Origin of the sequence: Citrobacter sp. NCU1, from assembly GCF_010231475.1 — a bacterium.
Lineage (GTDB): Bacteria > Pseudomonadota > Gammaproteobacteria > Enterobacterales > Enterobacteriaceae > Citrobacter_D.
Genome location: NZ_NRDO01000034.1, coordinates 129,399 through 149,681 on the forward strand (window position 1 = coordinate 129,399; position 20,283 = coordinate 149,681).

Sequence of the window (20,283 nt, forward strand, 5' to 3'; positions counted from 1 at the left end):
TCGCAGTAAAAGTAAAAAAGTGTCCGCAACGTGGCGCAAATGCTGATGACTGGTTAGCATAAATTTATTACGTGGCATGAAGCTGCATTGACGCACATTGATTAGAGGAAGAGCTTGTGGACAAAGCCAAACAATTTACCTGGCGTCTTCTGGCGGCCAGCGTATGCCTGCTGACGGTGAGTAGCGTGGCAAGGGCTGATTCACTGGACGAGCAGCGTAACCGCTATGCGCAAATTAAACAGGCCTGGGATAACCGACAGATGGATGTCGTTGATCAGATGATGCCAGGACTGAAGAATTACCCGCTATATCCCTACCTTGAATACCGTCAGATCACTGACGATTTGATGAATCAACCGGCCGTGACGGTCACCAATTTTGTTCGTGCTAATCCGACGCTGCCACCGGCGCGCACGTTGCAATCGCGTTTTGTGAATGAGCTGGCGCGACGTGAAGACTGGCGAGGGCTCCTCGCATTCAGCCCTGAGAAACCTGGAACCACCGAAGCGCAATGCAATTATTACTACGCGAAATGGAATACCGGGCAACCCGAAGAAGCATGGACCGGCGCAAAAGAACTTTGGTTGACGGGGAAAAGCCAGCCGAATGCCTGTGACAAATTATTTAGCGTATGGCGGGCTTCTGGCACGCAGGATCCGCTGGCCTATTTAGAGCGAATCCGACTGGCGATGAAGGCGGGCAACACGGGGCTGGTAACGGTGCTGGCCGGACAGATGCCCGCGGAGTACCAGACCATTGCCTCTGCCATTATCTCTCTGGCGAATGATCCCAACAGCGTGATGACATTTGCGCGCACCACCGATGCGACCGATTTTACCCGTCAAATGGCGGCGGTCGCTTTTGCCAGCGTGGCGCGTCAGGACGCTGAAAATGCCCGGCTGATGATCCCTTCTCTGGTGCAGGCGCAACAGCTGAATGAGGATCAAACTCAGGAGTTACGTGACATCGTCGCATGGCGACTGATGGGCAATGACGTCACCGATGAACAGGCGAAATGGCGTGATGACGCCATTATGCGATCGCAGTCGACGACGCTGGTCGAGCGCCGTGTCCGTATGGCGTTAGGAAATGGCGATCGCCGGGGGCTGAACACCTGGCTGGCGCGTCTGCCAATGGAAGCCAAGGAAAAAGACGAGTGGCGTTACTGGCAGGCCGATCTGTTGCTGGAGCGGGGCCGCGATGCGGAGGCGAAAGAGATCCTGCATGCGCTGATGCAGCAGCGTGGTTTCTACCCCATGGTGGCTGCACAGCGTTTAGATGAAGAGTACGTCCTGAAAATCGATAAAGCACCTGATAATGTGGATTCGGCGCTAACCCAGGGGCCGGAAATGGCGCGGGTCAGGGAACTGATGTACTGGAATATGGACAACACCGCGCGTAGCGAATGGGCGAATCTGGTGAGCAGCAAAACCAAATCCGAACAGGCACAGCTGGCGCGTTATGCTTTTAACAACCACTGGTGGGATCTCAGCGTGCAGGCGACGATCGCCGGCAAGTTGTGGGATCATCTGGAAGAGCGTTTCCCGTTGGCCTATAAAGATCTCTTTACGCGCTATACCAGCAGCAAAGATGTGCCGCAGAGCTACGCGATGGCCATTGCGCGTCAGGAAAGCGCGTGGAATCCGAAAGTGAAATCCCCGGTGGGTGCCAGCGGGTTGATGCAAATCATGCCGGGAACGGCAACGCATACGGTGAAAATGTTCTCCATTCCGGGGTACAGCAGTCCAAATCAATTGTTAGATCCGGAAACCAATATCAATATTGGCACCAGTTACTTACAGTATGTCTACCAGCAGTTCGGCAATAACCGCATTTTCTCCTCTGCGGCTTATAACGCCGGGCCTGGGCGCGTACGTACATGGCTTGGCAATAGCGCCGGGCGCATTGATGCCGTTGCGTTTGTGGAAAGCATTCCATTTTCTGAAACGCGCGGCTATGTGAAGAATGTGCTGGCTTATGACGCTTACTATCGCTACTTCATGGGTGGTAAGCCGACGTTGATGAGCGACACAGAATGGCAGCGCCGTTACTGATCGCTTTGGTTGTGGTATGCTATCGTACTCGTTAAAGAGTACAATCAGGGGGAGCAAATTCGTTTCCCCCAGCAATATGGCGATATTTTATGACCCAGCAATCCCCCTATTCAGCTGCGATGGCAGAGCAACGTCACCAGGAATGGTTACGTTTTGTTGAGCTGTTAAAACGCGCCTACGAGCAAGATCTGCATTTTCCACTCCTGAATTTGATGTTGACGCCGGACGAGCGCGAAGCGCTGGGGACGCGCGTGCGTATTATTGAAGAACTGTTGCGCGGCGAGATGAGCCAGCGTGAGCTGAAAAACGAACTGGGGGCGGGGATCGCGACGATCACGCGCGGTTCAAACAGCCTCAAGTCCGCGCCGGTTGAACTGCGTCAGTGGCTGGAGCAAGTACTGCTGAAAAACGCCTGACTGGTGATTGCCGGATGGCGGCCTTCTTGCTGCGCGCCGTCAGGCAAAATATTATTGATACACCGCATTATGGAACGGACTTAGCGCCAGAATCACCGCCTGGTGATAGACGCTGGCGCGCGTTAACGTTCCGGCGGTAAACACGCCAATCGCCCCCTCTTTACGCCCAATCTCATCAATGCCGGTATAGTGTGACATCACCGGGCCGAGCGCGTCTCCTGCCTGTACTTTCTCCAGAATGACGGCGGGTAACGGCAGGGTGGCTGAGCGTGATTCCCCGCGTTGTTCGCGGTTTTCGATAACGACCCAACTGAATGTACTGCCTTCATCAATACCCGCTTCAATGGCGACCCAAAAGTCAGCCTGCGGGCACAGAGCGCGCGCGTTTTCTACGCGATTTCGTGCGCCAGCACGCGTTTCCTGACTTCCAAAGGGTTGTTCTGGTACCCCGCTCTCGACGGAGACGGATTCAATATGGCAGGATCCTTCACCGAAAATCTCGTTAAATGCCTGCAGAATTGCCTGAATTTTGGCGGGATTGGTGGTTGCTGAGACAACATGGTGCATAATCAGATTTACTCAGAAAAGAATGTCATCGCAGTATAACGGATAAAAAGCATGTTACAGGTATACCTTGTTCGCCACGGTGAGACGCAGTGGAACGCCGAGCGACGTATTCAAGGCCAGTCTGACAGTCCGCTGACCGCTAAGGGTGAGCAACAAGCAATGCAGGTGGGCGCGCGCGCCAAAGAGCTTGGCATTACGCATATCGTGAGCAGTGATTTAGGTCGCACGCGTCGCACGGCTGAGATAATCGCCCAGGCGTGTGGCTGTGATATCACCTTCGACGCTCGTCTGCGTGAGCTGGATATGGGCGTGCTTGAAAAACGGCACATCGATTCACTCAATGAAGAAGAAGAGAACTGGCGGCGCCAACTGGTTAATGGCACGGTCGATGGTCGTATTCCGGATGGCGAATCCATGCAGGAACTGGGTGAGCGTGTTAACGCAGCACTGATGTCTTGCCTGGAACTCCCGCAAGGCAGTCGACCTCTGCTGGTCAGCCACGGCATTGCGCTGGGTTGTCTGGTGAGTACGATTCTGGGGTTGCCAGCCTGGGCGGAACGTCGGTTACGTCTGCGTAACTGCTCTATTTCCCGCGTCGATTATCAGGAAAGTTTGTGGCTGGCGTCTGGCTGGGTTGTTGAAACCGCAGGGGACATATCGCATCTGGACGCCCCTGCGTTGGATGAGCTACAGCGTTAACGACGAATCGGAATCAGGAATTCGCAGCGCAGGTTAATAGGGCGATCGGCTGCTTTGGCATCATCTGCCGGGAAGTATCGCTCTATATCCTGCCCTTTACGGCGAGTCAGATTCAGTGTTGGCATGCATGTACCGTAGACCGTCAGGATAAAGTCCTGAACGCCGGTACCCAACCCTTCATAAGTGAACATCACGTATTCACCACCTTGCAGCATGACAGGGTGTCCGGCCTGTACATAACCGTCGGCCTGCTCTCGTGGTAAGGCGGTGGTGTAAAACACTTCCTGCTCGTCATCTTTCTCAAGGCTTGGCCGCGACTCGTTAAGCCCGTACAGCACCGGAGGGATCGTCGGCGCCTGACTCAGGAAGTCTCGCCAGAACTGAACACGCATCTCGTGGCGGAAATCGGAAATTTGTTCCAGCGAACAGGAATAGCTCTGTGTGATGCCGAGCAGATTGGTGTCTTCCAGCGTGACAAACTGGTGTTCAGGCAGGGTAAATTCGCCCAGTCGCAGAGGAGGGCGGATCCCGAAGGAGCTCCACTCTGGAGAACGGCGATACAACGCTGGCGTTTGAGAGAATTGTTTCTTAAAAGCGCGTGTAAAAGTTTGTTGAGAATCGAAGCGGTATTGCAGAGCGATATCCAGGATCGGACGCGCCGTCAGGCGCAACGCCACAGCGGATTTCGATAATCGACGGGCGCGGATATAGGCGCCAATAGCATGGCCCGTCACGTCCTTGAACATTCTCTGCAGATGCCACTTGGAATAACCCGCTTTTGCCGCCACATTGTCAAGCGACAGGGGCTGATCCAGATGACCTTCCAGCCAGATTAAGAGGTCGCGAATAATGCCAGCCTGATCCATAAAATATCCTCATCCTTTCAACAACGAGTACCTGACATCAGGTATTCGGATAATAGCATTTTTTGCTGTTTTAGCATTCAGTGTTTTTTTTGCGCATAAATGCTTTTTTTGGTCAGTCGAAAGCGTGATTATTGTAATCCTGTGATCTGTAAACATTTTATTCTAAAATGTTTAATAATTGCACAGCGTAACATTTAGAAATGGTAACAATATGAAATATAAGAGCTTAGTAATATCCTCAATTCTGCTCATGCTGACACAGGTTGCGCATGCCGAGCAGATTGGTTCAGTCGATACCGTCTTCAAAGTGCTGGGGCCGGACCATAAAATTGTCGTGGAAGCGTTCGATGATCCCGATGTCAAAAACGTCACCTGCTATGTGAGTCGTGCAAAAACAGGGGGCATTAAAGGGGGGCTGGGACTCGCTGAAGACACCTCTGATGCCGCTATTTCGTGTCAGCAGGTGGGACCGATTGAACTGAGCGAAAGAATTAAAAACGGTAAGGCAGAAGGTGAAGTGGTCTTTAAAAAGCGGACTTCGCTGGTGTTTAAGTCATTACAGGTCGTCCGTTTTTATGATGCGAAACGCAACACGCTGGCCTATCTGGCATACTCTGACAAGGTTGTCGATGGGTCGCCTAAAAATGCCATTAGCGCGGTACCCATTATGCCGTGGCAGGGATAACAAGGAAGTCTATGCAACAGGAACGGGTCTGGCTGGTTGAGGATGAGCAAGATATTGCCGATACGCTCATCTACATGCTGCAACAGGAAGGATTTACCGTCGAGGCGTTTGAACGCGGGTTTCCCGTACTGGAACAAGCACGTTCCAGGCAGCCCGATGTTGTCATTCTGGATGTTGGGTTACCCGATATCAGTGGTTTTGAGTTATGTAGAAAATTGCTGGAACGCCACCCGGCATTACCGATCCTCTTTTTAACTGCACGCAGTGACGAAGTGGATCGGCTTCTCGGGTTGGAAATTGGCGCAGATGACTATGTCGCGAAACCCTTTTCTCCACGGGAAGTGTGCGCCAGAGTGCGCACACTGCTCCGGCGCGTGAAGAAGTTTTCAACCCCTTCACCGGTTTTGCGTATTGGACAATTTGAGCTGGATGAACCCGCGGCGCAAATTGCCTGGTTCGGCATGCCGCTCAACCTTACGCGCTATGAATTTTTGCTACTGAAAACGTTATTGGTGTCGCCCGGGCGCGTTTACTCTCGTCAGCAACTGATGGATCTGGTTTGGGCCGATGCGCAGGATACCTTTGACAGGACGGTCGATACGCATATCAAAACGCTGCGGGCAAAGCTTAGGGCGATCAATCCGGACGTTTCTCCCATTAATACTCATCGTGGTATGGGATACAGCCTGAGGAGCGCCTGATGCGCATCGGTATGCGATTGCTGCTCGGCTATTTTCTGATCGTGGCCGTCGCCGCCTGGTTTGTACTGTCGATATTTGTTCAGGAGATAAAACCCGGTGTGCGCAGGGCAACGGAAGGAACCCTGATCGATACCGCGACGCTGCTGGCGGCGCTGGCGCGGGATGATGTGCTCTCTGGCGATCCAGCTCATGGCAGACTGGCGCAGGCGTTCAGCCATCTACAGAATCGTCCCTTTCGCGCCAATATCAGCGGTATTAACAAAGTGCGCAATGAGTACCATGTCTACATGACCGATACCCAGGGTAAGGTACTGTTTGATTCCGCAAACAAAGCGGTGGGCAAAGACTACTCTCGCTGGAATGATGTGTGGCTCACGCTGCGCGGGCAGTATGGCGCGCGCAGCACGCCGCAAAATCCGGATGACCCGGAAAGCACAGTGATGTATGTCGCGGCGCCCATTACCGACGGCGGCAATATCATCGGCGTACTCAGCGTGGGTAAACCCAATGCGGCGATGGCTCCGGTCATTAAACGTAGTGAGCGGCGAATATTGTGGGCGAGCGCCATTTTGTTGGGCATCGCATTAGTGATTGGCGTTGGGATGGTCTGGTGGATCAACCGCTCCATTGCCAGACTGGCGCGCTATGCCGATTCGGTGACGGAGAATCACCCCGTCGCCTTACCGGAGCTGGGCAGCAGTGAGCTGCGTAAACTGGCACAGGCGCTGGAAAGTATGCGTCTGAAGCTGGAGGGTAAAAACTACATTGAACAGTATGTGTATGCATTAACTCACGAATTGAAAAGCCCGCTGGCGGCGATTCGCGGTGCTGCGGAAATCTTGCGAGAGGGACCGCCTCCCGATGTTGTCGCGCGGTTTACCGGGAATATACTGAAGCAAAACGCCCGCATGCAGGTGTTGGTTGAGACCCTGCTACGCCAGGCGCGACTTGAAAACCGGCAGGATATTGCGTTGAGGCCGGTGGCGGTAGACCCGTTGTTGGCTCAGGTGGGCGATGCCCGCAGCATCCAGCTGGCGGCGAAAAATATTACTCTGCATATTAGTCCTTCGCCATTTGTGGTTTCCGCCGATCCGGCATTGCTGGAGCAGGCGCTGGGGAATTTGCTTGATAACGCGATCGATTTTACTCCCTTGCAAGGGGAGATTTTCCTGAAGGCGGAAGCCAATGCGGAATTTGTCACCCTCCTGATTTGCGATACCGGCAGCGGAATTCCTGATTTTGCGCTCCCGCGTATTTTTGAACGTTTCTACTCGTTACCGCGTGAAAATGGGCACAAGAGCAGCGGTCTGGGACTGGCGTTCGTGAGCGAAGTGGCGCGTTTACTCAAAGGCGAAGTGGCATTGAAGAACCGCCCGGAAGGGGGTGTTCAGGCATCGCTGACACTTCACCGTCACTTCACATAACTTCAAATTCTCCCCACATAGCCGCTCTACTCTGCTGTCATTGCAAAGGAGAAAGGCTATGTTTAAATCCCCCCTGTTCTGGAAAATGGTCACGTTAAGTGGCGCGATATTACTGCTGATGATTCCGTTGATGATGGTCAGAGGGATCATTGTGGAGCGGGCTGACTACCGCAGCACCGTCGAGGACGCGATTCGTCAAAGTACCAGTGGGCCGCAAAAAGTGGTCGGCCCGCTGATTGCCGTTCCCGTGACAGAGTTGTACACCGTGCTGGAAAATGAGAAAGAAGTTCAGCACAAACGCAGCTACATCCATTTCTGGTTGCCGGAATCCTTGATGGTGGAGGGAAATCAGAACGTTGAGTCCCGCAACATCGGTATTTATGACGCTCAGGTCTGGCATAGCGATTTGTCGGTGAAGGCAGAGTTTGATGCCACTCGCCTGAGTGAATTAGAAAGGCCGAATATCACGCTTGGAAAACCGTTTATCGTTGTGGGAGTGGGCGATGCACGGGGGATCGGTGTAGTGAATGCGCCGCAGGTGAATGGGACCTCGCTGGCGGTTGAACCCGGTACCGGGCTTGCCGGAGGGGGACAAGGTATTCATATTCCATTGCCGAATGCACAATGGGTAAAGACCAATCTGAGTCTGGCGTTTTCGCTGAATCTGAGTGGAACCGGGAGTTTTTCAGTCGTGCCGGTTGGTCGAAATAGCGAAATGACGCTGGTCAGCAACTGGCCTCACCCCAGCTTTCTTGGCGATTTTTTACCGACAAACCGTGAGATGAGCGAGTCTGGGTTTCACGCTAAATGGCAGAGCAGCTGGTTTGCCAATAACCTTGGCGAACAGTTTACAGAGGTAGGCGAGACCGAAAAAATAGGCTGGTTTGACCTGCCGTCATTCAGCGTCGCCGTCACCACACCTGCCGATCAGTATCAATTAACCGATCGGGCGACCAAGTATGCCATTTTGCTGATTGCACTGACGTTCATGGCCTTTTTTGTCTTTGAAACCATGACGGCGCAACGGCTGCATCCCATGCAATATCTGCTGGTCGGAATGTCACTGATCATGTTTTACCTATTATTGCTGGCGCTGTCTGAACACATTGGTTTTACGGCGGCATGGAGCGCAGCGAGTCTGGTGGGCGCGTTAATGAACGGCGTTTATTTGCAGGCTGTGCTGAAAGGTTGGCGTAACAGCGTGTTGTTTACTCTGGCGTTATTGGCGCTGGATGGGGTGATGTGGGTACTGTTGAACTCTGCAGACAGTGCGTTACTGCTGGGAACCGGCGTTCTCCTGTTGGCGTTGAGCGGAGTGATGTTCCTGACGCGTCATTTTGACTGGTATTCGCTTTCGCGTCCGAAGACGAATGAATCCAAACCTGTCAGTGATGAGGAATTGCGTATCTGGAAGTAGTGCTGGTGAGAAATAAAAAACGGCGCCAGGAGCGCCGTTTTTCATACCGGAAGTGTCAGGATTAATCCTGCAGGTCGCCGCAGAAACGGTAGCCTTCGCCGTGGATGGTGGCGATAATTTCCGGAGTATCCGGTGTTGATTCGAAATGCTTACGAATACGACGGATGGTCACGTCAACAGTACGGTCATGCGGCTTCAGCTCGCGACCGGTCATTTTCTTCAGCAGTTCTGCACGAGACTGGATCTTACCCGGGTTCTCACAGAAGTGAAGCATGGCACGGAATTCGCTGCGTGGCAGTTTATACTGCTCGCCATCCGGACCAATCAAAGAACGGCTGTTGATATCGAGTTCCCAACCATTGAATTTGTAGCTTTCAACGCTACGGCGCTCTTCGCTGACGGTACCCAGGTTCATGGTACGAGACAGCAGGTTACGCGCGCGGATGGTCAGTTCGCGTGGGTTAAACGGTTTGGTGATGTAGTCGTCCGCACCGATTTCGAGGCCGAGGATTTTATCGACTTCGTTATCGCGGCCTGTCAGGAACATCAACGCAACGTTAGCTTGTTCACGTAGTTCACGTGCTAACAGAAGGCCGTTTTTCCCTGGCAAATTGATATCCATAATCACCAGGTTGATGTCATATTCAGAGAGGATCTGATGCATTTCCGCGCCATCTGTCGCTTCGAATACATCATAGCCTTCCGCTTCGAAAATACTTTTTAACGTGTTGCGTGTTACCAACTCGTCTTCAACGATAAGAATGTGCGGGGTCTGCATGTTTGCTACCTAAATTGCCAACTAAATCGAAACAGGAAGTACAAAAGTCCCTGACCTGCCTGATGCATGTCGCAAATTAACATGATCGGCGTAACATGACTAAAGTACGTAATTGCGTTCTTGATGCACTTTCCATCAACGTCAACAACATCATTAGCTTGGTCTGGGTACTTTCCCTCTGGACCCGACAGTGTCAAAAACGGCTGTCATCCTAACCATTTTAACAGCAACATAACAGGCTAAGTGATACCGGACACCCAATAAAACTACGCTTCGTTGACATATATCAAGTTCAATTGTAGCACGTTAACAGTTTGATGAAATCATCGTATCTAAATGCTAGCTTTCATCACAAAAATGCAGCAATCCAACTAGTTGCGCGACCTAACTAATAAATGTAATGAATCCAATAGATGCGCTTCATTTTAAATTAATTTATCCTAAATAAACAGAAGGATATGCAACTTTTATTAACATAAAAATCGTTAGTAAACACAGGAAACAGTTTAGCGTCTTTTACTGAATGTGAAATACTGATTCAGTGATTTTCGTTAAAAATTTGTAAATTCGCGCCGCGTAATATGATGATATGCATCACATTATTTCCCGCTGGCCAGTCAAAAAGAGTCTCATAAATGCGTTTAACAATCATCCTGGTCGCACCGGCCAGAGCGGAAAACATTGGTGCGGCGGCACGCGCCATGAAGACGATGGGCTTTACCGATTTACGTATCGTCGACAGCCAGGCTCACCTTGAGCCCGCCACGCGTTGGGTTGCGCATGGCTCAGGTGATATTATTGATAATATTAGCATTTTCCCCACCCTGGCGGAGGCTCTTCACGACGTTGAATTTACCATCGCGACGACAGCCCGCAGTCGCGCGAAATTTCATTACTATGCAACACCGGCAGAACTGGTGCCCTTATTGCAGGAAAAGTCGAGTTGGATGAATCACGCCGCCTTGGTTTTTGGACGCGAAGATTCCGGGCTGACAAATGAAGAATTGGCGTTGGCGGATGTGCTGACGGGGGTTCCGATGGTTGCTGATTACCCCTCGCTCAATTTAGGCCAGGCGGTGATGGTCTACTGCTATCAATTAGCAGGTTTAATGCAACAATCCATAAAAGAGACTGAAACATCTGATGAGTTTCAGTTGCAGGCATTACGCACGCGTATTGTAAGGTTATTGGGTTCGCTGGATGTGGCTGACGATATCAAACTGGCAGATTGGTTACAGCAACGCATTGGCATGTTAGGACAGCGGGACACCGTAATGTTGCACCGTTTGCTGCATGATATTGAGAAAAATATCACGAAATAAAATCTCAGATAAATTTTGATTGATGGGTTTTTACTCTGCTTTCAAGGGGGTTTTTGACTTTGTATTGGTTGAAAGTAAAGGCGCAGGCAGCAGCTCGTGAACAAGTTTCGGAAGGTTACCAAATTAAAAGTTTATTGACTTAGGTCATCAGATGCTTTAACCAATATAGGCAGACAGCACAGACAGATAAAAATTACAGAGAACACAACATCCATGAAACGCATCAGCACCATTATGACCACAACCATCACCATTACCACAGGTAACGGTGCGGGCTGACGCGTACAGGAAACACAGAAAAAAGCCCGCACCTAAACAGTGCGGGCTTTTTTTTCGACCAAAGGTAACGAGGTAACAACAATGCGAGTGTTGAAGTTCGGTGGTACATCAGTGGCAAATGCAGAACGCTTTCTGCGAGTTGCCGATATTCTGGAAAGCAATGCCAGGCAGGGGCAGGTCGCAACCGTGCTTTCTGCCCCTGCGAAAATTACTAACCATCTGGTGGCGATGATTGAGAAAACCATCGGAGGTCAGGATGCTTTACCCAATATCAGCGATGCCGAACGCATCTTTTCCGAACTTCTGACGGGACTCGCTGCCGCGCAGCCTGACTTTCCGTTGGCGCAATTGAAAGCCTTTGTCGAACAAGAATTTGCGCAGATTAAACATGTGCTGCACGGCATCAGTCTGCTGGGACAGTGCCCGGACAGCATCAATGCCGCGCTCATCTGCCGTGGTGAAAAAATGTCGATCGCCATTATGGCGGGCTTGCTGAATGCACGTGGCCACGGCGTAACGATCATTGATCCGGTTGAGAAGTTACTGGCGGTTGGGCATTACCTCGAGTCCACCGTCGATATCGCTGAATCCACGCGTCGAATTGCTGCCGGACGTATCCCCGCAGACCATATGGTGCTGATGGCAGGTTTTACCGCCGGGAATGACAAAGGTGAACTGGTCGTACTGGGGCGTAACGGCTCTGACTATTCGGCTGCCGTTCTGGCTGCCTGTTTGCGCGCGGATTGTTGTGAGATTTGGACTGACGTTGATGGCGTGTACACCTGCGACCCTCGCCAGGTTCCGGATGCCAGGTTACTGAAATCGATGTCTTATCAGGAAGCCATGGAGCTTTCCTACTTCGGCGCCAAAGTTCTCCATCCTCGCACGATTACCCCCATTGCTCAGTTCCAGATCCCATGCCTGATTAAAAATACCGGAAACCCCCAAGCACCTGGTACGCTGATTGGCGCCAGTTGCGATGATGACAATCTGCCGGTGAAAGGGATCTCGAATCTTAACAACATGGCGATGTTCAGTGTTTCCGGTCCTGGTATGAAAGGGATGGTGGGAATGGCGGCGCGCGTGTTTGCCGCCATGTCTCGCGCCGGTATTTCGGTCGTGCTGATCACGCAGTCTTCTTCTGAGTACAGCATCAGTTTCTGTGTGCCACAGGGTGACAGCGCGCGTGCCCAGCGCGCAATGCAGGATGAGTTCTACCTGGAGCTGAAAGAAGGTTTGCTGGAGCCATTGGCGGTGACTGACCATCTGGCCATCATCTCTGTGGTGGGAGATGGTATGCGTACGCTGCGTGGCATTTCGGCAAAATTCTTTGCTGCGCTGGCGCGCGCTAACATCAATATTGTTGCTATTGCGCAAGGCTCTTCCGAGCGTTCGATTTCTGTCGTGGTCAACAATGACGATGCAACCACCGGTGTCCGCGTAACACACCAAATGCTGTTCAATACCGATCAGGTCATTGAAGTGTTTGTCATCGGTGTGGGCGGTGTCGGTGGCGCATTACTGGAGCAACTCAAGCGCCAGCAGACCTGGCTGAAGAATAAACACATCGATCTGCGTGTTTGCGGTGTGGCGAACTCGAAGGCGCTGCTGACCAATGTGCATGGTTTGAATCTGGAAAACTGGCAGGCAGAACTGGCGGAAGCGAAAGAGCCATTCAACTTAGGCCGTCTCATTCGTCTGGTGAAGGAATATCACCTGTTGAACCCTGTCATTGTGGATTGCACTTCCAGTCAGGCCGTTGCGGATCAGTACGCCGATTTCCTGCGTGAAGGTTTCCATGTGGTAACGCCAAACAAGAAGGCGAACACTTCGTCGATGGATTACTACCATCAATTGCGTTATGCCGCAGAAAAATCGCGACGCAAATTTTTGTATGACACCAACGTCGGCGCGGGCTTGCCGGTGATTGAAAACCTGCAAAACCTGCTTAACGCGGGGGATGAGTTGCAAAAATTCTCCGGTATTCTCTCCGGCTCGCTCTCGTTCATATTTGGCAAACTGGACGAAGGAATGAGCCTCTCGCAGGCCACCACGCTGGCGCGTGAGATGGGCTACACCGAGCCAGATCCTCGCGATGATCTCTCTGGGATGGATGTTGCACGTAAGCTGCTGATCCTCGCCCGTGAAACGGGTCGGGCGCTGGAGCTTTCCGATATCGTGATCGAACCAGTGTTACCGGAAGGATTTGATGATTCTGGCGATGTGGCGGCGTTTATGACGAATCTGCCGCAGCTTGATGATGTGTTTGCGGCACGCGTGGCGAAAGTCCGTGATGAAGGCAAAGTGTTGCGCTACGTGGGTAACATTGAAGAAGACGGCGTTTGCCGCGTGAAAATTGCCGAAGTCGATGGCAACGATCCGCTGTTCAAAGTGAAAAACGGTGAAAACGCGCTGGCATTCTACAGCCACTATTATCAACCGCTGCCGCTGGTGTTGCGCGGTTACGGTGCGGGCAACGACGTCACGGCGGCGGGGGTCTTTGCCGATCTGCTGCGTACCCTCTCATGGAAGTTAGGAGTTTAACATGGTGAAAGTTTATGCTCCGGCTTCCAGCGCCAATATGAGTGTTGGATTTGATGTCCTTGGGGCGGCAGTGACACCCGTCGATGGTTCGCTCTTGGGAGATGTGGTCACTGTTGAAGCGTCGGACCGCTTTCGTCTGGAAAATCGGGGGCACTTTGCTGACAAACTGCCGCCAGAGCCGCGTGAAAATATTGTCTACCAGTGTTGGGAGCGTTTTTGCCAGGAGATTGGCAAGCAAATCCCGGTGGCGATGACGCTGGAAAAGAACATGCCGATAGGCTCCGGGTTAGGCTCCAGCGCCTGTTCCGTTGTTGCTGCGCTGGTGGCGATGAATGAATACTGCGGTAAACCGCTGAACGATACGCGACTGCTGGCCATTATGGGGGAGCTGGAAGGACGTATCTCCGGCAGCATTCATTACGATAATGTCGCGCCGTGTTTTCTGGGCGGCATGCAGTTGATGATTGAAGAAAACGGCATAATCAGCCAACAGGTGCCAGGCTTTGATGAGTGGCTATGGGTACTTGCCTATCCGGGGATCAAAGTGTCCACGGCGGAGGCCCGCGCGATCTTACCTGCGCAGTACCGTCGTCAGGACTGCATCGCCCACGGACGGCATCTGGCTGGGTTTATCCATGCCTGTTATTCCCGTCAGCCGCAACTGGCTGCAAAGTTGATGAAAGATGTGATTGCCGAGCCGTATCGTGCGCGTCTGCTGCCAGGTTTTAGTCAGGCGCGTCAGGCGGTGGGGGAGATCGGCGCGTTGGCCAGCGGTATATCCGGGTCTGGACCGACGTTGTTCGCGCTTTGCGATAAGCCGGATACCGCCCAACGCGTCGCGGATTGGCTGACTAAACATTACCTGCAAAATCAGGAAGGCTTTGTTCATATTTGCCGTCTGGACACGACGGGCGCACGAGTACTGGGATAATCAATGAAACTCTACAATTTAAAAGATCACAATGAACAGGTCAGCTTTGCGCAGGCCGTCACGCAGGGACTGGGCAAAAATCAGGGGTTATTCTTTCCGCACGAACTCCCGGAATTTAATCTGACCGAGATCGATGAGATGCTGAACCAGGACTTCGTTGTCCGCAGCGCTAAGATCCTCTCGGCATTTATCGGAGATGAGATCCCGCAGGAGATCCTTGAAGAGCGCGTACGTTCCGCGTTTGCCTTCCCGGCACCGGTGGCGCAGGTAGAAAGCGATGTCGGTTGTCTGGAGTTATTCCACGGCCCGACACTGGCGTTTAAAGATTTCGGTGGGCGTTTTATGGCGCAGATGCTAACGCATATCAGCGGCGATAAACCGGTCACCATCCTGACGGCGACCTCCGGGGATACCGGGGCGGCAGTGGCTCACGCTTTCTATGGCCTGAAAAATGTGCGCGTCGTTATTCTCTACCCGCACGGTAAGATCAGCCCGCTTCAGGAAAAACTGTTTTGTACCCTCGGCGGCAACATTGAGACCGTGGCGATCGACGGTGATTTTGATGCCTGTCAGGCGCTGGTGAAACAGGCGTTTGATGATGAAGCGCTGAAGAGCGCGCTGGGACTGAACTCGGCCAACTCCATTAACATTAGCCGTCTGTTAGCGCAAATTTGTTACTACTTCGAAGCGGTTGCGCAGTTGCCGCAAGAGGCGCGGAATCAACTGGTGGTTTCTGTTCCCAGCGGTAACTTCGGCGATCTGACGGCGGGTTTGCTGGCGAAATCGCTCGGCCTGCCGGTGAAGCGTTTTATCGCCGCTACCAACGTGAATGATACTGTACCGCGCTTCCTGCATGACGGGCAGTGGTCGCCTAAGGCAACGCAGGCGACGCTGTCGAATGCCATGGATGTCAGTCAGCCGAACAACTGGCCGCGTGTAGAGGAGTTGTTCCGCCGTAAGATTTGGCGCCTGAATGAACTGGGGTACGCGGCGGTAGACGACGCGACGACGCAAGAAACGATGCGTGAGTTAAAAGCGGTGGGTTACACCTCCGAACCGCATGCGGCGGTGGCTTATCGTGCGTTGCGCGATCAACTGCACCCTGGCGAGTATGGTTTGTTCCTGGGGACGGCACATCCGGCAAAATTTAAAGAGAGCGTGGAAGCGATTCTCGGTGAAACGTTGGATCTGCCAAAAGAGCTGGCGGACCGCGCCGATCTGCCGCTGCTCTCTCATCATTTGCCCGCCGATTTCGCGGCGTTACGTCAGCTGATGATGACGCGCGGGTAATAAGGTTGCCCGGTGGCGCTAGTGCGTACCAGGGCTACAGTTTGTACTCATTTACAGGTCGGATAAGGCGTTTGCCGCCTTATCCGACATTTATTACTGCTCGTGGCGTTTAAACACCAATTCACCTTGTCCTGACGCTTCTTCATCAAAGAAATAACCTTCGCTGTTAAATCCGGTGAGTTGCTCCGGTGTCGTCAGGCGATTTTCAATAATGAAGCGGCTCATCAGACCGCGCGCTTTTTTGGCGTAGAAACTGATGACCTTGAACTTGCCGTTTTTCTCATCAAGGAAAACAGGTTTGATAAGCTCGGCGTTCAGCGTTTTCGGCTTCACTGATTTAAAGTATTCGTCTGACGCCAGGTTGATGACAACCTGATCCCCTTGTGCTTTCAGGGCTTCATTGAGCTTTTCAGTGATTGTATCGCCCCAGAATTGGTAGAGGTCTTTCCCTTTCGCGTTTTCAAGGCGAATCCCCATTTCCAGACGATAAGGTTGCATCAAATCCAACGGGCGCAAAACGCCATACAAACCGGACAACATGCGTAAATGTTGCTGGGCGAAGTCAAAATCCGCATCGCTGAATGTTTCTGCGCGCAATCCGGTGTAAACATCCCCTTTGAACGCGAGAATAGCCTGACGCGCATTCTCGGGGGTGAAGTTGGGTTGCCAGTCGTGAAAACGAGTGGCGTTGAGGTCGGCCAGCTTGTCGCTGATCCCCATCAGTTTACCAATCTGTGGCGCAGAGAGTTTACGTGCCTCGCGGATAAGCTGCTGGGAATGATCCAGCAGTTCGGGCAGGGTATGACGCGTAGTCGCCAGCGGGCTCTGATAATCGAGCGTTTTTGCAGGTGAAATGAGAATCAGCATATCCAGTCCTTGCGGGAAATTTACTGCGACTTTAGCAAAAAAAACGACAGAATTGATCGATGGCTGCGATTACTGTGTGCCATCCCGATCGCCCGCAGCGTCCTCCCAGCTTCCCGGCGCCAACTGTTGGCTGATATCAGGATACCGTAGCGGATCAAATACGGGCTGTACGCCGAGTTTACGCTGACGCAGGTAATCTCCCGTCAGGGTATACACCACCGGAGAAAGTAACAATATTGCCGTCAGGTTGGTGATCGCCATGCAGGCCATAATAATGTCGGCCAGTTGCCATACAACAGGCAGGCTCAGTAGTGATCCCAGGACAACGATAAAGACGGTGGTTATGCGCAATATCCAGACATTCCGAACGTTGTTCAGTTGAAGAAAAATCAGGTTATTTTCGGCGTAGATATAGTTGGCGACGATCGAGCTGAAGGCAAACAGCACCACAATCGATGCGACGAATCCTGCTCCCCATTCTCCGATCAATGAGGTCATAGCCCGCTGAACAAGTTGAATACCTTCGGTTGGCATATAAGCAGTGCTGTGGCCGGCCAGTAAAATGATCATGGCGCTGGCTGTACAAATAATTACCGTATCGGTGAACACGCCAATCATTTGCACAATGCCCTGCGCGGCAGGATGGGGAGGCCATGACGCTGCTGCCGCAGCGGCATTAGGCGTAGATCCCATACCGGCTTCATTTGAGAACATGCCTCGCTGAAATCCACTGGTAATGGCCTGACTGAGCGTATAGCCCGCGACACCTGCTGTCGCTTCCTGCCAGCCGAAAGCACTCTTCACGATAGTGGTTATGATGCCGGGGAGTTGGTCGATATGCCAAACACAGATCGTCACACTGGCGGTCAGCCACAGCACGGCCATTACAGGGACAAACCACCGCATGATCCGTGCGACACCGTTGATCCCGCGAACGATCATCAACAATGCCAGAGACGCCAACACCAGACCGGAATAGAGGGGAGGTATGTCAAAGGCAAAATTCAGTGCCCGCGCAACAGAATTCGCCTGGACGCTGTTAAAAATAAGACCGTAGGCAATGAGTAAGAAGATGGCAAAGATAACGCCCATCCAACGCATGCCGAGACCTCGCGCCATATACCAGGCCGGACCGCCGCGAAACTGGCCTTTGCTGTCGCGTTCTTTATAGAGTTGGGCAAGTGAGCATTCAGCAAATGATGTCGCCATACCTATTAGCGCTGAAACCCACATCCAGAACACCGCGCCAGGGCCGCCAGCGGTGATTGCGACGGCGACGCCCGCTAAATTGCCGCTGCCGATACGGGCAGCAAGGCTGGTGCAGAGTGCCTGAAATGACGTTAAGCCGCCGGGTTGTGGGGTAAGGCTATTTTTCAGACTTTTGCCAAACTGGCGAATATTGCGAAACTGAACGAACCCGGTACGGTAAGTGAACCAACATCCTGCGCCAAAGAGCAGGTAGATCATTACCGATCCCCAAAGTATGTCATTAATAAATGATAAAAAATCAGGCATTAACATCCCTCTTGTTGATGCCGGTACGTTTCGATTTCTCTGTGTAAGCGTTACCAATTCATATGCAGTATATACCCTACCAGATGATTGATAACAGAATCCTATGATACACAAGACTGTGGCAAGCAATGCCGCGCAGGGTCAATGTCGTGTTAAAAACCGCGACGGGCGGATAACCGCATTGTCTTCGGTTGCGATGTCAGTACGTCGTGTTATCATCAGGGCAGACCGGTTACATCCCCCTAACAAGCTGTTTAAAGAGAAACACTATCATGACGGACAAATTGACCTCCCTTCGTCAGTTCACTACCGTGGTGGCTGACACCGGAGACATCGCGGCAATGAAGCTGTACCAGCCGCAGGATGCCACAACTAACCCTTCTCTCATTCTGAATGCAGCGCAGATCCCGGAATACCGTAAACTGATTGACGACGCTGTTGCCTGGGCTAAACAGCAGAGTCACGATCGCGCACAGCAAGTGGTTGATGCCACCGACAAGCTGGCGGTGAACATTGGTTTGGAGATCCTGAAACTGGTCCCTGGCCGTATCTCTACCGAAGTTGACGCGCGTCTGTCTTACGACACCGAAGCGTCTATCGCAAAAGCGAAACGTCTGATCAAACTCTACAACGACGCAGGTATCAGCAACGATCGTATTCTGATCAAACTGGCTTCCACCTGGCAGGGCATTCGTGCTGCGGAGCAACTGGAAAAAGAAGGCATCAACTGTAACCTGACGCTGCTGTTCTCCTTTGCGCAGGCGCGTGCATGTGCAGAAGCAGGCGTGTACCTGATTTCTCCGTTCGTTGGCCGTATTCTTGACTGGTATAAAACCAATACCGACAAAAAAGAGTACGCACCGGCTGAAGATCCGGGCGTGGTTTCTGTAACGGAAATCTACGAGTACTACAAACAGCACGGCTACGAAACAGTCGTGATGGGCGCAAGCTTCCGTAACGTGGGTGAGATTCTGGAGCTGGCAGGTTGCGATCGTCTGACTATCGCGCCGGCATTGCTGAAAGAACTGGCTGAAAGCGAAGGCGCTGTTGAGCGTAAACTGTCCTTCTCTGGCGAAGTGAAAGCGCGTCCGGAACGCATCACTGAGTCTGAATTCCTGTGGCAGCACAACCAGGACCCGATGGCTGTAGACAAACTGGCGGACGGTATCCGTAAGTTTGCTGTAGACCAGGGGAAACTGGAAAAAATGATCGGCGACCTGCTGTAATCATTTTTAGCGTGGCTCTGATACGGGTCACGCTAACCTCTTCTGAAACCTGTCTGTCTGTCCCATCGCAGTGTATCATTCTGTTTAACGAGACTGTTTAAACGGAATAATCATGAACACCTTACGTATTGGCTTAGTTTCCATCTCAGATCGCGCTTCCAGCGGTGTTTATCAGGATAAAGGTATCCCGGCTCTGGAAGAATGGCTGGCGGCCGCCCTGACGACGCCTTTTGAAGTGCAAACCCGACTGATACCGGATGAACAGGCGATTATTGAACAAACGCTGTGTGAACTGGTCGATGAGATGAGTTGTCACCTGGTGCTGACGACAGGCGGAACCGGGCCTGCGCGCCGCGATGTGACGCCAGATGCGACGCTCGCCGTCGCTGACCGTGAAATGCCCGGCTTTGGCGAACAGATGCGCCAGATCAGCCTGCATTTCGTACCAACAGCAATTCTTTCTCGCCAGGTGGGCGTCATTCGCAAACAGGCGCTGATCCTCAATTTGCCGGGACAACCTAAATCCATCAAAGAAACGCTGGAAGGGGTGAAAGATGCGGACGGCAAAGCGCTGGTGGCGGGGATTTTTGCCAGTGTACCGTATTGTATACAACTGCTGGATGGCCCGTATGTGGAAACTGCGCCCGAAGTTGTAGCATCATTTCGCCCGAAAAGCGCTATTCGCGATACAAATACCTGAAG

At 52.3% G+C, this 20,283-nt stretch carries 19 protein-coding genes, 1 pseudogene and 1 other annotated feature; of the genes and pseudogenes, 15 read left to right on the forward strand and 5 right to left on the reverse strand.

What is annotated here, in order from left to right; translation table 11 throughout:
- Positions 1-116: 116 nt before the first annotated feature.
- Entirely contained in the window at positions 117-2,054 is a 1,938-nt protein-coding gene (gene sltY / locus CJP72_RS10560) for a murein transglycosylase (protein WP_162380822.1), read from the forward strand.
- Between the two features lie 89 nt (positions 2,055-2,143).
- On the forward strand, positions 2,144-2,470 hold the full coding sequence (gene trpR / locus CJP72_RS10565; RefSeq protein ID WP_162380824.1) for a trp operon repressor: 327 nt from the start codon (positions 2,144-2,146) through the stop codon (positions 2,468-2,470).
- 51 nt (positions 2,471-2,521) lie between these two features.
- Here the strand turns inward: trpR and yjjX are convergent, their stop codons facing one another.
- Positions 2,522-3,037: an inosine/xanthosine triphosphatase gene (gene yjjX, locus CJP72_RS10570; protein WP_162380826.1), complete on the reverse strand. Its 516-nt coding sequence runs from the start codon at positions 3,035-3,037 to the stop codon at positions 2,522-2,524.
- Between the two features lie 51 nt (positions 3,038-3,088).
- On the opposite strand from yjjX, the gene gpmB reads away from it, so the two are divergent.
- Positions 3,089-3,736 (forward strand): 2,3-diphosphoglycerate-dependent phosphoglycerate mutase GpmB, encoded by a 648-nt coding sequence (gene gpmB, locus CJP72_RS10575; RefSeq protein WP_162380828.1) that lies wholly within the window; start codon positions 3,089-3,091, stop codon positions 3,734-3,736.
- Here gpmB and robA read toward each other — a convergent pair.
- Positions 3,733-4,602, reverse strand: coding sequence for an MDR efflux pump AcrAB transcriptional activator RobA (gene robA / locus CJP72_RS10580; protein ID WP_162380829.1), 870 nt, complete (start codon positions 4,600-4,602; stop codon positions 3,733-3,735). The two genes, gpmB and robA, sit on opposite strands and share 4 nt — an antisense overlap.
- 211 nt (positions 4,603-4,813) lie before the next feature.
- Here robA and creA point away from each other — a divergent pair, with 211 nt between their 5' ends.
- Genes creA through creD form a run of 4 tightly spaced genes read left to right on the forward strand, consistent with a single transcriptional unit; the run spans position 4,814 to position 8,829 of the window.
- On the forward strand, positions 4,814-5,287 hold the full coding sequence (gene creA, locus CJP72_RS10585; RefSeq protein WP_162380831.1) for a protein CreA: 474 nt from the start codon (positions 4,814-4,816) through the stop codon (positions 5,285-5,287).
- Between the two features lie 11 nt (positions 5,288-5,298).
- A complete protein-coding gene (gene creB, locus CJP72_RS10590) occupies positions 5,299-5,988 on the forward strand; it encodes a two-component system response regulator CreB (RefSeq protein WP_162380833.1) in 690 nt (229 codons plus the stop codon).
- Positions 5,988-7,412, forward strand: coding sequence for a two-component system sensor histidine kinase CreC (gene creC, locus CJP72_RS10595; RefSeq protein ID WP_162380835.1), 1,425 nt, complete (start codon positions 5,988-5,990; stop codon positions 7,410-7,412). Before creB ends, creC begins: the two co-directional genes overlap by 1 nt.
- Before the next feature lie 58 nt (positions 7,413-7,470).
- Positions 7,471-8,829, forward strand: a complete 1,359-nt coding sequence (gene creD, locus CJP72_RS10600; protein ID WP_162380837.1) for a cell envelope integrity protein CreD — start codon at positions 7,471-7,473, stop codon at positions 8,827-8,829.
- 61 nt (positions 8,830-8,890) lie between these two features.
- On the opposite strand, the gene arcA is transcribed toward creD, so the two are convergent.
- Complete coding sequence (gene arcA, locus CJP72_RS10605) at positions 8,891-9,607, reverse strand: two-component system response regulator ArcA (protein ID WP_001194359.1); 717 nt, start codon at positions 9,605-9,607, stop codon at positions 8,891-8,893.
- A gap of 95 nt (positions 9,608-9,702) precedes the next feature.
- On the opposite strand from arcA, the pseudogene yjjY reads away from it, so the two are divergent.
- The 6 genes and pseudogenes from yjjY (at position 9,703) to thrC (ending at position 15,973) form a co-directional block, all read left to right on the forward strand.
- A pseudogene (gene yjjY, locus CJP72_RS10610) lies at positions 9,703-9,842 on the forward strand (YjjY family protein).
- Between the two features lie 400 nt (positions 9,843-10,242).
- Entirely contained in the window at positions 10,243-10,929 is a 687-nt protein-coding gene (locus tag CJP72_RS10615; protein ID WP_162380839.1) for a tRNA/rRNA methyltransferase, read from the forward strand.
- 213 nt (positions 10,930-11,142) lie between these two features.
- Positions 11,143-11,208: a thr operon leader peptide gene (gene thrL, locus CJP72_RS10620; RefSeq protein WP_162381205.1), complete on the forward strand. Its 66-nt coding sequence runs from the start codon at positions 11,143-11,145 to the stop codon at positions 11,206-11,208.
- Positions 11,144-11,264, forward strand: a sequence feature (Thr leader region). (Overlaps the previous gene by 65 nt.)
- 25 nt (positions 11,265-11,289) lie before the next feature.
- Positions 11,290-13,752, forward strand: coding sequence for a bifunctional aspartate kinase/homoserine dehydrogenase I (gene thrA, locus CJP72_RS10625; protein WP_162380840.1), 2,463 nt, complete (start codon positions 11,290-11,292; stop codon positions 13,750-13,752).
- A 1-nt stretch (position 13,753) separates the two neighbouring features.
- Positions 13,754-14,683: a homoserine kinase gene (gene thrB, locus CJP72_RS10630; protein WP_162380842.1), complete on the forward strand. Its 930-nt coding sequence runs from the start codon at positions 13,754-13,756 to the stop codon at positions 14,681-14,683.
- A 3-nt stretch (positions 14,684-14,686) separates the two neighbouring features.
- A complete protein-coding gene (gene thrC, locus CJP72_RS10635; protein ID WP_162380844.1) occupies positions 14,687-15,973 on the forward strand; it encodes a threonine synthase in 1,287 nt (428 codons plus the stop codon).
- 93 nt (positions 15,974-16,066) lie between these two features.
- Here the strand turns inward: thrC and yaaA are convergent, their stop codons facing one another.
- Positions 16,067-16,840 carry a peroxide stress protein YaaA gene (gene yaaA / locus CJP72_RS10640; protein WP_162380846.1) on the reverse strand — a complete coding sequence of 258 codons (774 nt, stop codon included), beginning with the start codon at positions 16,838-16,840 and terminating at the stop codon, positions 16,067-16,069.
- A 69-nt stretch (positions 16,841-16,909) separates the two neighbouring features.
- Positions 16,910-18,355, reverse strand: a complete 1,446-nt coding sequence (locus tag CJP72_RS10645) for an alanine/glycine:cation symporter family protein (RefSeq protein ID WP_162380848.1) — start codon at positions 18,353-18,355, stop codon at positions 16,910-16,912.
- 272 nt (positions 18,356-18,627) lie between these two features.
- On the opposite strand from CJP72_RS10645, the gene tal reads away from it, so the two are divergent.
- Complete coding sequence (gene tal, locus CJP72_RS10650) at positions 18,628-19,581, forward strand: transaldolase (RefSeq protein WP_162380850.1); 954 nt, start codon at positions 18,628-18,630, stop codon at positions 19,579-19,581.
- Between the two features lie 112 nt (positions 19,582-19,693).
- Positions 19,694-20,281, forward strand: a complete 588-nt coding sequence (gene mog, locus CJP72_RS10655; protein ID WP_162380852.1) for a molybdopterin adenylyltransferase — start codon at positions 19,694-19,696, stop codon at positions 20,279-20,281.
- The last annotated feature ends 2 nt before the right edge of the window (positions 20,282-20,283 follow it).